General features: G+C 59.7%; 13 protein-coding genes and 1 tRNA gene. 6 read left to right on the forward strand and 8 right to left on the reverse strand.

Annotated features, from left to right (window positions below; translation table 11 throughout):
* The 4 genes from E0F99_RS16565 to E0F99_RS16580 form a co-directional block, all read right to left on the reverse strand.
* The coding region (locus E0F99_RS16565) for an EscN/YscN/HrcN family type III secretion system ATPase (protein ID WP_130908822.1) at nt 1–1,004 on the reverse strand (1,004 nt) is incomplete at its 3' end.
* A complete protein-coding gene (locus tag E0F99_RS16570) occupies nt 1,001–1,894 on the reverse strand; it encodes an FHA domain-containing protein (protein ID WP_083360274.1) in 894 nt (297 codons plus the stop codon). The genes E0F99_RS16565 and E0F99_RS16570, both read right to left, overlap by 4 nt.
* 37 nt (nt 1,895–1,931) lie before the next feature.
* Entirely contained in the window at nt 1,932–4,025 is a 2,094-nt protein-coding gene (gene sctV / locus E0F99_RS16575; protein ID WP_083360275.1) for a type III secretion system export apparatus subunit SctV, read from the reverse strand.
* On the reverse strand, nt 4,022–5,077 hold the full coding sequence (locus E0F99_RS16580; RefSeq protein WP_173667131.1) for a TyeA family type III secretion system gatekeeper subunit: 1,056 nt from the start codon (nt 5,075–5,077) through the stop codon (nt 4,022–4,024). The genes sctV and E0F99_RS16580 overlap by 4 nt, the downstream gene beginning before the upstream one ends.
* A 261-nt stretch (nt 5,078–5,338) precedes the next feature.
* On the opposite strand from E0F99_RS16580, the gene E0F99_RS16585 reads away from it, so the two are divergent.
* The 6 genes from E0F99_RS16585 (at nt 5,339) to pgeF (ending at nt 10,665) form a co-directional block, all read left to right on the forward strand.
* Nucleotides 5,339–5,890, forward strand: a complete 552-nt coding sequence (locus E0F99_RS16585; RefSeq protein ID WP_083360277.1) for an RNA polymerase sigma factor — start codon at nt 5,339–5,341, stop codon at nt 5,888–5,890.
* 473 nt (nt 5,891–6,363) lie between these two features.
* Nucleotides 6,364–6,440 (forward strand) — tRNA-Met (locus tag E0F99_RS16590).
* A 95-nt stretch (nt 6,441–6,535) separates the two neighbouring features.
* Nucleotides 6,536–7,102: a GNAT family N-acetyltransferase gene (locus tag E0F99_RS16595; protein WP_083360278.1), complete on the forward strand. Its 567-nt coding sequence runs from the start codon at nt 6,536–6,538 to the stop codon at nt 7,100–7,102.
* Between the two features lie 172 nt (nt 7,103–7,274).
* Entirely contained in the window at nt 7,275–8,054 is a 780-nt protein-coding gene (locus tag E0F99_RS16600) for a PhzF family phenazine biosynthesis protein (RefSeq protein ID WP_083360279.1), read from the forward strand.
* 35 nt (nt 8,055–8,089) lie between these two features.
* Nucleotides 8,090–9,919 carry a gamma-glutamyltransferase gene (ggt, locus tag E0F99_RS16605; protein ID WP_083360280.1) on the forward strand — a complete coding sequence of 610 codons (1,830 nt, stop codon included), beginning with the start codon at nt 8,090–8,092 and terminating at the stop codon, nt 9,917–9,919.
* A gap of 23 nt (nt 9,920–9,942) precedes the next feature.
* The gene (pgeF, locus tag E0F99_RS16610) at nt 9,943–10,665 is read left to right on the forward strand and encodes a peptidoglycan editing factor PgeF (protein ID WP_083360503.1); all 723 of its coding nucleotides are present in this window, start codon (nt 9,943–9,945) and stop codon (nt 10,663–10,665) included.
* 42 nt (nt 10,666–10,707) lie between these two features.
* Here pgeF and ddlA read toward each other — a convergent pair whose 3' ends face one another.
* Genes ddlA through E0F99_RS16630 form a run of 4 tightly spaced genes read right to left on the reverse strand, consistent with a single transcriptional unit; the run spans nt 10,708 to nt 13,302 of the window.
* Complete coding sequence (gene ddlA / locus E0F99_RS16615; protein ID WP_083360281.1) at nt 10,708–11,802, reverse strand: D-alanine--D-alanine ligase; 1,095 nt, start codon at nt 11,800–11,802, stop codon at nt 10,708–10,710.
* 44 nt (nt 11,803–11,846) lie between these two features.
* Nucleotides 11,847–12,482 (reverse strand): LysE family transporter, encoded by a 636-nt coding sequence (locus E0F99_RS16620; RefSeq protein WP_083360282.1) that lies wholly within the window; start codon nt 12,480–12,482, stop codon nt 11,847–11,849.
* A gap of 30 nt (nt 12,483–12,512) precedes the next feature.
* Nucleotides 12,513–12,731, reverse strand: a complete 219-nt coding sequence (locus E0F99_RS16625; protein ID WP_083360283.1) for a helix-turn-helix domain-containing protein — start codon at nt 12,729–12,731, stop codon at nt 12,513–12,515.
* A gap of 7 nt (nt 12,732–12,738) precedes the next feature.
* Complete coding sequence (locus tag E0F99_RS16630; protein ID WP_083360284.1) at nt 12,739–13,302, reverse strand: DUF2975 domain-containing protein; 564 nt, start codon at nt 13,300–13,302, stop codon at nt 12,739–12,741.
* Nucleotides 13,303–13,336: the final 34 nt, after the last annotated feature.

A 13,336-nucleotide genomic window follows, 5' to 3' on the forward strand; every position in this document is an offset into this window, starting at 1 on the left:
GCACGCACGGGGTAACACACCGAAGCCTGTTCGATCAGGAACGGGGAGGTCGCGGGGAAAACGCCGTCGCGGGTCAACCCGGCGCGCTCCACCAAACGCGGCAACAAGCTGTACACCGAAGGCGGCAAGCCGCCACGGCCCAGGGGCTCACCGGCCGCCAGGCCGATCTCTCGCTGAGCACGGGCAAAACGCGTCAAGGAGTCGATCAGCAGCAACACCCGTTTGCCCTTGCGCCGATAGCCCTCAGCCAGCGCCGTGGCGGTAAACGCTGCGCGGGCGCGCTCCATACTCGAACGGTCGGACGTCGCGCACACCAGCACGGCCTTGGCCCGCAATTGATCGTCCAACTCATGGTCGAGAAATTCCCGCAGCTCTCGACCACGCTCGCCGATCAGGCCAAACACAATCACATCGCACTCGACGTTACGGGCAATCTCTGCCAGCAAAGTGGTCTTGCCGCACCCGGCACCGGCGAACAGGCCCACACGCTGGCCCTCGCCAAGCGTCAGCAAACCATCGATCGAGCGCACGCCCGTCGCCAAGGCCCGATTGATCCTCGGCCGCTCGGTCGGCAACGGCGCTTCACACAGCACCATGCTCGCATCCGGGCCGTCGGTCTCGACGAAGGCGCTGGGGCCAACGCCGGTAATCGGCCGCCCAAAGCCATCCAGCACCTGGCCCAGCAATTGATCACTGACCCGTACCCGATGCGACACCCCCAGGCGCTGCACGCTGGCGCCCACACGTATCCCTTCCAGGTTACCCAAGGCACTGAGTACGGCATCCTGCTGATCGAACCCGATGATCTCAGCCAGCATGTATTCGTCGGCAGACTTTTCAACCTGGCACAAGTCACCGATACGCGCGCTGGGCAATCGGCACTGCAACAGCATGCCGTTGACGCGTTGGACGCGCCCGCGCATGGTCACCGGCATCAGGTTGGCCAGCGACTGCGTCTGGCGCTCCTGCCAGGCCTCAAGACGCGCCTGAATTTGCGCGTTCACCAACGCACCTCGTAACGCTGCGCGCCATCGAAAACCACCTTGCTATTGTCGATCAGCACCAGGCGCAAACCGTCCACTTCATCACCGACGAACACCCGGCTGCCCTCTTCCAGTACGACATGGCCATTGGGCCCGCCGACGATTTGAACAATCTTGAACGGCAGTGCTCCATCGCGTACACGTACGCGACTAATCACCGGCACAGCACTGTCAAACAGCTCACCAAAACGGCTAAGCATGCGCGACACCAACTCCACATCGTCCTGGGAAACGTCGCCGTTGAGCGCGACTTGCCCATTGATCACCTGCAAGCTGACCCGTTGGCTCAACTCACGCTCATTGAGCATCTTCACCAACTGCTGGCGCACTTCAAACGGCGTGGCCAGCTCGTGTTTGGCTACCACGGGAGGCCTTAACGAGGCCTGGGGCCCACGCTCCACCGTAGAGGCTATGCCCACCACTGCGACGATGATTGCAACCACCAGCACTACACTGATCAGTCGTTTTTGCTGCGCGTGCGAGATCGACGATAACTGCAGCGTGCGCGGCGCGTCAGGAGTGCGCGGCGGTGGCGTTGGGGCGGGTATTTCAGGCCACGGTTGATCGGCCAAGGTGACACACAGCCGGATAGCCCCGACTGAAAACGGTACGTTCAGTGCCAGGCTCGCGATCTGCGCCAGCACTTGCCCCTCATCGCCGTGCAGCAGCCCGGCCTCGGCCTGCACTGACCAGTTTGAGTCGATCAGTCGTAACCGCGCGTGATGCTCGGCGATGCCCGGATCATTCAGCATCAGGTCAGCATCAGGGTGAGCACCGATGCTCCACTGCTCACCAAACAGCGGCAATGCAGCCCCTTGGTTCAGACCATTGAGCACCCGTAACTCAAACATTATCGAGCCCTCCCGAGCGTTGAACCTGGCTGAAGATTCATGCCGCGGCACCACGCATCAGCTCATCTTGACCAAGATCGAAGCGCCCCAATACTTTCACCTTGGACGTGCTTCCCAACTCAGCAAAGGACAGCACCGGCACATGGTTGAACTCTTCCAGCAGCAAGGTACGCAACGGGCTACGCAGGTCCTGCGCCACCAACATCACGCTCTTGCTCTTGGCACGTAAGGTAAAGGCCTGGTTGAGGAGGTTGATCAATGCCGCGCTGCTTTCGTTATCCAGTGCAAAGAACACGCCGGTCTGGGTCTGGCGCAACGCTTCGCGCAAGATGTTCTCGGTATGCGGCGACAGCAACCAGGCATGCAGGCCATCGCTCTCACTGTACTGGTGGAAGATCTGCGCTTTGAGGGCAATGCGTGCATAGTCGGCGAGGGCATCGGGTTCACGCTCATGCTGGCCGTACTCGATCAGCGACTCCACAATCAGCCGCACGGCACGCAGCGGTACACCTTCACTGGCCAAGCGTTGCAACACCGCTGAAAACCGCGAGAGCGGCATGATGCGCTGTAGCTCCTGCACCAGTTCTGACTGGTTGTGCTCAAGCCAACCGAGGATCGCCTTGCTTTCCTGAATGCCCAGGAACTGCGGCCCGCTGAGCATCATCGCCTGCCTCATACGTTCGATGATCAGGCTCGTGGCGCTAAAGCGCTCCAGTTGCGGGTCATCAAGCAGAGGATCATCAGGCGCCAGCCAGAGCCAGTCCTGTTCATCACGTTCAGCAAGCCCCGGTACAGCGTGCTCAGGTTCAACCGTCAGCGACTTACGCTCAACGGCCAGGTGGGTGACAACCGAAGCCTTGATCATCGGTACTTCATGCACGCAAAAACGCATTTCATCGGTGGCCAGCGATTCATCGAGTTCGACTTCAAACGGCGGCAATGTGAGACCGATATTGGCGACGAGCGCATTTCGTGCCTGACGGATTCCGTGAATAAGATCCGTAACCTCAGGTGTCCCGCGCAAGGCGGGGTGAAATTGCAACAGGTAAGGCCGCGAGGGATCGAACCCGCGCAAGTCCTCTTCCCCGTTCTCTTCGGGCCGGACGGCTTCGGCTGCCTCATCAGCAGGCTTTTCCGCTTGCTGACGCTGACGCATCAAGTAATAACCCAGGGAGCCAGTTACCGCCGAGAGCAGAATAAAAACCAACGTGGGCATGCCGGGCACGATTGCAAACGCGAGCATCCCTACCGATGCAATCATCCAGCTCTTGGGCTCACTGGTCATTTGCCGGGCGATTTCCGCGCCCATATTAGTGATACCCCTGCGCGCATCCGGCGCCACACGGGTAATGATCATGCCGGCAGTCAGGGAGATCAGCAGCGCAGGAATCTGCGCAATCAAACCATCGCCGATGGTCAGTACCGAATACAATCGTATCGACTCGGCAGCGCTCAAGTCGTGTTGAAACATGCCGGTGGTGAAACCACCCAACAGGTTGACCACGACGATAATCAAACCGGCGACGGCGTCGCCCTTGACGAACTTCATGGCCCCGTCCATGGCGCCGAACAATTGGCTCTCGCGGGATAATTGCTCGCGCTTTTCGCGCGCTTGCATGCCGTCGATCAGGCCCGCACGCAGGTCACTGTCGATGGACATCTGTTTACCCGGCATCGCGTCCAGGCTGAACCGCGCTGCGACTTCGGCAACCCGTTCCGAGCCCTTGGTGATGACCAGGAAGTTGACCAGGGTCAGGATCAGGAAGATCACCATCCCCACCGCCAGGTTGCCGCCCACCACGAAATTGCCGAAGGCGTCGACGATGTCGCCAGCGTCTTGCTCCAGCAGGATCAGACGCGTAGTGGCGATCGACAGCGCCAGGCGAAACATGGTGGTCAGCAGCAAAATCGATGGAAACGACGAAAACGCCAGGGGGCCTGGCAAATACAGCGCCAGCACGATCAACAGACACGATATGCAGATGTTGACCGCAATCAGAATATCCACCAGCCAGGTGGGCAGCGGCACGATAAAGATAAACACAATGCCCAGCACCACCACCGCGCCCAGCACTTCGGCACGTTGTGCCACTTTGAGCAAGACGTTGTTGATGGCCGACAGTGCAGTCACGCCAACGTCCCCAGGCCACCGACGAACTGTTGGGGGCCGCGCTCAATCCGGTCCAGTTCGCCCATCACCGCCAGAAAGCTGTCCAGGGCCCCCTGGCGTACTCGACTGTCGGGCCACAAGGCCAACGGCAATTCCCGAATCAGGGGGTATAGCGCGTTGAGGAGCACCACTTGCCGCGTGTTCAGACCACTGCCCAGATCATGCCCAAGCCGCAGGATTTCGCTGGCGTCGATACCGCTGCCAGCGTACCCCAGCAAGCGCTGCAGTAGGCTTACCGCGTCGTAGTCTATGCCCAGGCGCTCGTTCAACGCCTGGCAACCGGCCAACACGGTGCTCAACTGCCCACAGCTTTGCAGGGCCAGCAACAAGGTGCGCAATCGGGGCGTGGTCATTGACGAAACCAGTACCGCGATATCGTCAGCCAAAGCTTTACGCATGCTGCTGAGCCGGTCGGAAAACGTATCGACACCGTATACACCCAGCAGGGCCTGCATCATCGTCACCAGGGATTGGCGCGTGGCCACACTGGAGTAGTAAAGAGCACGCAGGGCCTGGCGCTCTTGCGGATCGCCACCCGCCTCCAGCAACGCCATGGCGAATGTAAGACCTGCCTGGATTTCCCCTTTGGAACCGACCGTCAGTAGAGCAACAGCCTCCCGTGCCATGGTGGCTTCGGATAGACGCCCTTCACTGTTGGCATGGGCCTCCAGATGCTTGAGCACCACAAATGCACGCGCAGGGTCACCCTCGGCAAGCTCCAGCAACTTGTCGACATTGGGATGGTACGGCAACTGCTGTCTGAACCGCCGGGAAATAGCGGCCAAGGACTCCTGAGCCGGATGACCCAACTGTTCATACAGTTGTGCAAGCCGCTCGGGTGGAGGGACGTGTATCGACTTCGCCCATTGGGCTCGGTTATCAACAACCACTTCTTGGTCAAAGAGCCGAGCAAGCTCATTGACCTTCTCAGGCGCGGGCGTAGAAACAGGCGCAGCGGCGGATTGATCCAGGCGCAGGGTAGAGGGCGCATCTTTAGGGGATTCGACTTTCATAAGCATGCCAAGAAGGGAAGAGTGTGTCCCTATGTGGCGAGGCCTGCCGATACGGTTCCATCAAAACTCGACTTTCGGCACGTTTGAAAATACCGGCACAAATCATCGGCGCATTTTGCAAATTACTGCGCAAAAAACCCTAGCCTAAATATATTTATCTATATAAATCAATCTATTGAGAGATTTTTTTCGTTGGCACAGCCAGTGCAAAAGGGGTTCGCATCGAAGCCATTTCGATAATGCCTACCCTGAGGAAAAATCATGACTCTCTCAATTGAAGCTTTAGCGCACCTTGTTGGCAGCTCGCCTCAATTCATGCATCACCTGACGGATGACCAACAAAAAAAACTTCGACGCTTCATCCACAAGCGCGTACTCAACCCAGAAGATGCGGACGACATCCTGCAATTGACGTACCTGGAGGCCTGGCGCAACCGGGAGCGCTTCAGTGGTCAGGCAAGCCTCAGCACCTGGATGTGCGGCATTGCGCAAAACCTGGTGCGCAACCACTTCCGACGCCTGTATGCCAAACCGGTGCATTGCGAATTCGATGAATCGCTTTGGCATGGCCAAGAGGAAAACAACAACCTGGATTGGGAATTTGAGATCAACCGCCGACTGGAAAAAACCCTAACAGCCATCGACCATCTGCCGACAGAAATGCGCAAGACGCTGTACGCCTCACTGGAGACCGACGGCAGCTACCAGGACACCGCCGACGTATTGGACATCCCCATCGGCACCGTTCGCTCACGCCTGTCACGGGCACGTGAGCACCTCAAGCGCGTCACGCATAACCCGTCGCAACCGTAAGGCTCTCTAAAGGGTAATCGTTGGGCGGCAGGGATATCTGCCCAACCGAATTACACCTGCGCATGCGCGGCAACTGGATCGCCAACTGCCCGATTGCCTCGTCGTCAACGAAAACCTCAGCGTTGAAGATACCCAACTCTACCTCTCCCCCTGATCCGCAGTACCTCAGCCAACGCCTCGACTGCTGCGATCATCCGCAACCACGCGCGCAGTAACACTTAACACCGATCAAATGTAAGAGCGGGCTTGCCTGCGATGACGGCGGCACATTCAACCTCATCATCGGCTGGCCCACCGCAATCGCAGTCAAGCCCGCTCCCACAGGCGTTTTTTGTGTAGCCTAGAGACGTGAAAATCCACGAGCCACTCGTCGCCGGACCCGGCATTTTCGGTTAAACAGTTGAAAGCGTAGATAAAAATTAAAAATAAACGCTTGACGCATTCCCGTTCTACGCGAATAATGCGCGCCACTTGGCTACATAGCTCAGTTGGTTAGAGCATAGCATTCATAATGCTGGGGTCCGGGGTTCAAGTCCCTGTGTAGCCACCAAGTACTAAAAACGGCTTACCGAAAGGTAGGCCGTTTTTTTATGCCTGAAGAAAAGCCCTGAGGCATACTCGCCCCCAACCACAAGGAGGCGATACGTGAGCCCTCACTTCCCCACCCACGGCATCACCACCGAACGGCTGTCGCTGCAAGCCGCTCGCCCGTCTCACGCTGGCGCCCTGCAAACGTATCTGCTGCGAAACCGGGCTTACCTTCAACCCTGGGAACCCACGCGCGGCGAAGAGTTCTTTGCACTCGAGGCCATCACCCAACGCCTCGAAACCCTGGCCGAGAAAACTGCCAGCGGCGAAGCGTTGCATCTGTTGATACTGCGCGACGGCCATATCATCGGCGTCTGTAACTTCACCAACGTCGTGCGCGGTGCATTTGAAGCGTGTCACTTGGGCTACGCGCTCGACGAATCGGCGCAGGGCCACGGGCTGATGCACGAAGCGTTGAAAGCCGCGATTGCGTATGTGTTCGATACCATGAAACTGCATCGAATCATGGCCAATTACCGCCCTGAAAATCAACGCAGCGCACGCCTGCTGAAACGGCTGGGGTTTGAGCGTGAGGGTGAAGCGCGTGCCTATCTGAAGATTAATGGCGTGTGGGCGGACCCTGTGCTGACGTCGCTGATCAACAGTGCAGGCCACGCCTCATGAGCCTCAGCGTATTCGTATCGTTGCCGCATGTGTCATTGCCGCCGGGGCGATGCTGTTGCGCCTGGGTTGAGCAACCCCAGGTGTTTGCGCGCAAAAAAAACTGCGTATCTGTGTTTTGACGCCTCCCTGAGCCACTGTTAGTGTCCAGCCTCCTCTACACGGAGTGCCCCGGATGAAATTGGACATCTATCAAGTCGATGCTTTCAGCCAACAACCGTTCGGCGGCAACCCGGCGGCGGTCTGCCCGCTGACCGAGTGGCTGCCCGACGAACAACTGCAAAATATTGCCGCTGAAAACAACCTCTCCGAAACCGTCTACTTCGTCCCCCGTGGCGATTTTTATGAGTTGCGCTGGTTCACGCCGGAAGTCGAAGTGGACCTGTGCGGCCATGCCACGCTCGCAGCGGCGTGGGTGCTGATTCATCAACTGCCGGATGCACCTGAAGTGTTGCGCTTTGCCACCCGCAGCGGCGAGCTTCGCGTGACGCGTAATGGCGACGAACTGGCGATGGACTTCCCGGCCAAACAGCCCCAGCGCTGCGAGCCGCCCAGCGGGATGTTGAGTGCATTGGGGATTGAGCACGCCGAGGTGTTTGCCACCGATGACTACATCGTGTTGGTCGATGACGAAGCTCAAATCGCCGCCCTGACACCCGACTTCGCGCGCCTCAAAGGCCTGCCCAAGCGCGGGATCGCGGTGACGGCCAAAAGCACCCGGTTTGATTTTGTTTCGCGCTGGTTCGGCCCCAACGTGGGCGTCAATGAAGACCCGGTCACGGGCTCTGCGCACACCTCGCTGGCACCTTTCTGGGCCGATCGTTTGGGCAGGTCGCAATTGACCGCTGAACAAGGCGGCAAGCGCCGTGGGCAACTGCATTGCGAACTAAAGGGCGACCGAGTGATCATCTCGGGCCATGCGGTGCTCTACCTGCAAGGCGTGATTCACCTGTAAAAAGCAGTCCCCAAGGACAACAGATCATTCTCAAAATGAACGGAGTTCAGCGCGTGTTTTCGATTACCCGCCGTCAACTGTCAGTGATTGCCACAGCCCTCGCTCTGGTCGGCTGTCAAGCCCCCGTCAATGAACAACCGCCAGCGCCGGAGTTGGGTTCAGGTTATCGCACCGACCTCACCACCCGCCACGCCACGCGCCATATGGCCGCCGCCGCCAACCCGCTGGCCGCCGAAGCCGGGCGCGAGATGCTGCGCCAAGGCGGCTCGGCCATTGACGCGGCAATTGCGATGCAGGCCGTGCTGACGCTGGTGGAGCCGCAGTCTTCCGGCATCGGCGGCGGCGCGTTCATCCTGTTGTGGGACGGCAAAACCGTGCACGCGTATGATGGCCGCGAAACCGCGCCCGCCGGCGCGACTGAGCGCTTGTTTCTAAAAGCCGACGGCACGCCAATGGCGTTTCCCGAGGCGCAGATTGGCGGGCGTTCAGTGGGCACGCCAGGGGTGTTGCGTGCGCTGGAAATGGCGCACAAGAAGACCGGGCACCTGCAATGGGCCAAACTGTTTGAACCGGCGATTCGTCTCTCAGAGCAAGGGTTCGCGATTTCCCCGCGCCTGCACGCGCTGATCGCAGCCGACCGCTACATCGCGCAATCCCCCGAAATGGCGGCCTATTTTCTGAATGCCGATGGCACGCCTAAAGCCATCGGCACACGCTTGAAAAACCCGGCGCTGGCCGCTGTGTTCAAGCGCATCGCCAAGGAAGGACCGGACGCGCTGTATCACGGGCCGATTGCTGATGAGATCGCACGTAAGGTCCAGGGCAACCGCAATCCGGGCAGCCTGTCGCCAGCCGACCTCAAGGCCTACACCGCCAAGGAGCGCACACCGCTGTGCACCGACTACAAGCAGTATAAGGTGTGCGGCATGCCACCGCCGTCGTCGGGCGGGATTGCAATCGCGCAGATCCTCGGCACATTGCAAGCGTTGGAAAACCGCGACCCGCGCCTGGCTATCGCCCCTATGAAACCGGTGAAAAGCGCATCGCCTGCCGGCCTTGAGCCCACACCTGAAGCCGTGCACCTGCTCGCCGAAGCGGGTCGCCTGGCGTTCGCGGACCGTGGTTTGTACGTGGCCGACGCCGACTTCGTGCCAGTGCCGACCGCAGGCCTTGTCGCCCCGGACTACCTGGCCAAGCGCGCCGCGCTGATCGGCGAACGCAGCATGGGCATCGCCAAACCGGGCACGCCTGCGGGTATCCAAGTGGCATACGCGCCGGATCGCTCGCCGTTGCGCATCTCCACCTCGCAAGTGGTGGCGGTGGATGACCTGGGCGGCGCCGTCTCGATGACCACCACGGTGGAAGCGGCGTTCGGTTCGCATGTGATGGTCCAGGGCTTTTTGCTCAACAACCAGATGACCGACTTCTCGTTCATCCCTGAAGAAAACGGTCAGCCGGTGGCCAACCGCGTCGAGCCCGGCAAACGCCCACGCTCGTCCATGGCTCCGACGTTGGTGTTCGACCGCAAGAGCGGCGAGTTACTGGCTACGGTGGGCTCACCGGGCGGCTCGCAGATCATCGAATATGTGAGCAAGTCCCTGGTGGCGCTGCTCGACTGGAACCTCGACCCGCAAGCGGCCATCAGCCTGCCTAACTTCGGCAGCCGCAACGGCGCTACCGAGTTGGAAGCAGGCTTGTTCAGCCCAGGGCTGAAACAGGCGCTGAAGGACAAGGGCCACGCGTTGAGCGAAATCGATATGACCAGCGGCGTCCAGGCCATCGTTCGCACGCGCGATGCCCAGGGCAAGGTGTCGCTGAGCGGCGGCGCGGACCCTCGACGTGAAGGCGAAGCAGTCGGCGACTGACTTTATTGAGTGGAGAGATGCCCTTGCAACAGGCAAATAATCTCGGCGCCATTCCCGGCGTCGACCATGGTTTTTGTTTGATCGATGACCCGCTGCGCCCGGAAGAAGTGTTCATCTGCAAGCAGGTGCACAGTGCGTCGGTGATTGAATGGCAGGCGGATCAGGTGGCCAATACCGTTGAGGCCAATGGCGTGTTCACACGCAAGCATCAGCCGATTGCAGTGATTACCGCCGATTGCCTGCCCATTCTTATCGCCTCGAACAGCGGCGAAATGGTTGCCGCCGTGCATGGCGGCTGGAAAGGGTTGCAACGCGCAATCATCGCCAACGCCCTAAAGCGCTTCGCTGCCGAAGGGTTCGCCGCCGACCACTTGCAGGTGGCTATTGGGCCGTCGATCAAGCCGTGCTGCTATGAGGTAAGCGAGGAATTTATTGCGCAGTTTCAGGCGGACCAAGGCCACTTGTGGCGTGACGGGCAGGCGCCATGGCGCTTCGAGCAACCGGCGCCACGACTGCCAGCGCAGATTGCACCGCCTCACGCGAGGCAGACGGGAAGCGCGTGGTTCGACCTGACGGGTTACGGGTTGATGCTGTTGCAAGCGGCCGGGGTCAAGCGTGAGCAGATCGAGGTAAGTGAGGTGTGCACTTATTGCACCTCACCGACCTTCGCCAGCTACCGCAGGAGGACTCATAACCCTGAAGAGGCAAAGACGTTGATCTATTCGTGGATTGCCCGAGAAGCCTGAAAACACACCGCCCCTGTGAGTTCGCACTTACCCCGAGTAATGTCAGCGGCTGATCTTCAGTCCTTTACGCCCCGCATGCCGCTCCAGCGCCAGCTCAATCAACCGGCTCACCAACTCGCTGTAGCTCATCCCCGCCGCCTGCCACAGCTTAGGGTACATGCTGATACGGGTGAAACCGGGCAGTGAGTTGATTTCATTGATCAGCACTTCACCGTCGTCGGTGAGGAACACGTCGACCCGCGCCAACCCGGCACAACCCAGCACCTCAAACGCTTCGATGGCCAGGCGACGAATTTCCTCGCTGGCTTCGACGCTGATATCAGCCGGTACCACTACTTGGGCAGCCTGGGCGTCGATGTATTTGCTGTCGTAGGAATAGAAGCCGCTACTCACCACGATCTCGCCGCAGCCGCTGGCGATGGGGTGGTCGTTGCCGAGCACGGCGCATTCGATTTCGCGGCCTTGAACGGCGGATTCCACCAACACTTTTTCATCAAAGCCCAAGGCCAGCTCGACGGCAGTGTGGTACTCGGCAGCGTCGGCGACTTTGCTCACGCCCACCGAGGAGCCTTGGTTGGCGGGTTTGACGAACATCGGCAAGCCAAGCTTGTTCGCCGCAGTCTCAAAGGAGGTGCGCGCAGCGTTGCCACGGGTCAGGGTCATGAACGGGGTGACGGCAATGCCGGCATCGCGCAGCAGGCGTTTGCTGATGTCCTTGTCCATGCACACGGCCGAGCCGAGTACGTCGGAGCCGACGAAAGGCAGGTCGGCCATGCGCAGTAGGCCTTGCAGGCAGCCGTCTTCACCGAGGGTGCCGTGGACGATAGGGAAGATTACATCGATGTGTTGCAGCAAGCCCTGCCCCGAGGTTTCCACCACTTGCTGGCTGGCCTTGCCCGGCACCACTGCCAGTTCGCGGTTGGATTGATTGAGGGCGATCAGCGCCGGGTTTTCCTGGTTGATCAGGAAGTTCGAGGTGTCGTTGAGGTGCCAGTGACCAGCCTTGTCGATGCCGATCAGCACGGGCTCGAAGCGCGAACGGTCCAGTGCATCAACGATATTGCGCGCCGATTGCAGCGAGACTTCGTGCTCGGCCGAACGGCCACCAAAAATAATACCTACCCGCACCTTGCTCATGACTCGGCCTCACTGTTGAAAGTAAGGCTTCTTACCATGAGCGGTCAGCGATTCGCTACCAGATGTGCGCCAAACAACAGGTAGCACCCACCGGCAAACCGGTCGAGCCACTTGCGTGAACGGCTGTAAAGGTTGGCCATGCGCTGGCTGGAAAACACCAGCGCTACGCTGGTGTACCAGCTGAACGACAAGGTGGCCATGGTGATGACCGCCAGCGCCAACAACGTCGGCGACGGTGAGGGCGGCATGGTCGAGGCGAAGGCCGTGGCGACGAACAGTGCGGCCTTGGGGTTGGACAAGTTGCCCAGCAAACCGAAGCGCCAGGCAGAGAACAGCGAACGCTGAGGCTCCTCAGGCAATGCCGCCTGATTAATGGGAGCCGAACGCTTGAACAGTTTCAGCCCCAGGTAGATCAGGTAGCAGCCGCCGATGATCTTGAAGGCCAGATAGAGCATGGGCGCGGCGGTGAACAGCGACTTGATGCCCAAGCCGCCTGCCAGCCCCCATATCACCGTGCCCGTGGCCACCCCGGCGGACGCCACCACACCATGACGACGCGAGCAACTCGCCGCCAGTTGAGCAGTGTTGAAGAAGTTCGGCCCCGGCGTCACCACCGCGACAGCCCAAAGCAGCCCCAGCGACAGCAACGGCGCGGCATACGGCAGGTCGGAGAACGGCATGGAGCGATCCCTCTTCGTCAGTGGTTAACCCTATTCGGCCGCAGGCTCAGGCGTGTGCACCAACAGGTCACCGGGCTGGCAGTCCAGGTAAGTACAGATGGCATCCAGCGTGCCCAGCCGTATGCCCTTGACCTTGCCTTGTTTGAGCAACGACAGGTTCTGTTCGGTAATCCCTATGGCGGCCGCCAGGTCTTTTGATTTGACCTTGCGCCGGGCAAGCATAACGTCCAGTTCAATCACAATGGGCATTTCGATCTCAAACAAAAGTGCGGTTTTCAGAATCCACTTCACTGGCCTGCCACAGGATACGCGCGATTACTGCGATACAGGCAGCGAGAAACAACGCAACGAAGCTTGGCGCGGTGACACTCAGCGTAATCAATCGCTGGCCAACCGGCTCATTCATCGTGACCCAGACACTGAGCAACGGCTCGCATAAAAAGTCCAGCAGCACCCATAACGCAACAGCTCGCCCAACTTTGCCCAAGTGCTGCGCCGCAGCACTGGAAAAGTACTCACCCCGAGCGTATTTGCGAAACAGTTGGCGCAGATGGTTCAAGCCTGACGCCAACGCCATCAATGGGATACTGGAAAGCACAATGCCACCCGCTGTCTGCCACCACGGGAACAGCGCAACTTTAGCGGCGTGCGCCTCGATCAGACGGTCACTCAAGGCAAAGCCAAACCCCAGACCATCGGCGGAAGAACCCAGCACCGGAAACAGCCACACGGCAGTGTTGAGCACCAGCATAACGACAATCAGCAAGAGGGTAAGCAGCGACATGCGCTGGCTGAGTTGGGCCAGACGTTGGGTATTCATAAACAACCTCGGTAAGTGAGTGATCGTGCAAAAT

Origin of the sequence: Pseudomonas antarctica, from assembly GCF_900624995.1 — a bacterium.
Lineage (GTDB): Bacteria > Pseudomonadota > Gammaproteobacteria > Pseudomonadales > Pseudomonadaceae > Aquipseudomonas > Aquipseudomonas antarctica.

Excerpts from the sequence above, each read along its gene's own strand:
- E0F99_RS16570 (WP_083360274.1), bottom strand. The coding sequence starts at position 1,894 with ATGTTTGAGTTACGGGTGCTCAATGGTCTGAACCAAGGGGCTGCATTG.
- E0F99_RS16580 (WP_173667131.1), bottom strand. The coding sequence starts at position 5,077 with ATGAAAGTCGAATCCCCTAAAGATGCGCCCTCTACCCTGCGCCTGGAT.
- E0F99_RS16585 (WP_083360277.1), top strand. The coding sequence starts at position 5,339 with ATGACTCTCTCAATTGAAGCTTTAGCGCACCTTGTTGGCAGCTCGCCT.
- E0F99_RS16600 (WP_083360279.1), top strand. The coding sequence starts at position 7,275 with ATGAAATTGGACATCTATCAAGTCGATGCTTTCAGCCAACAACCGTTC.
- ggt (WP_083360280.1), top strand. The coding sequence starts at position 8,090 with ATGAACGGAGTTCAGCGCGTGTTTTCGATTACCCGCCGTCAACTGTCA.
- ddlA (WP_083360281.1), bottom strand. The coding sequence starts at position 11,802 with ATGAGCAAGGTGCGGGTAGGTATTATTTTTGGTGGCCGTTCGGCCGAG.
- E0F99_RS16620 (WP_083360282.1), bottom strand. The coding sequence starts at position 12,482 with ATGCCGTTCTCCGACCTGCCGTATGCCGCGCCGTTGCTGTCGCTGGGG.
- E0F99_RS16625 (WP_083360283.1), bottom strand. The coding sequence starts at position 12,731 with ATGCCCATTGTGATTGAACTGGACGTTATGCTTGCCCGGCGCAAGGTC.
- E0F99_RS16630 (WP_083360284.1), bottom strand. The coding sequence starts at position 13,302 with ATGAATACCCAACGTCTGGCCCAACTCAGCCAGCGCATGTCGCTGCTT.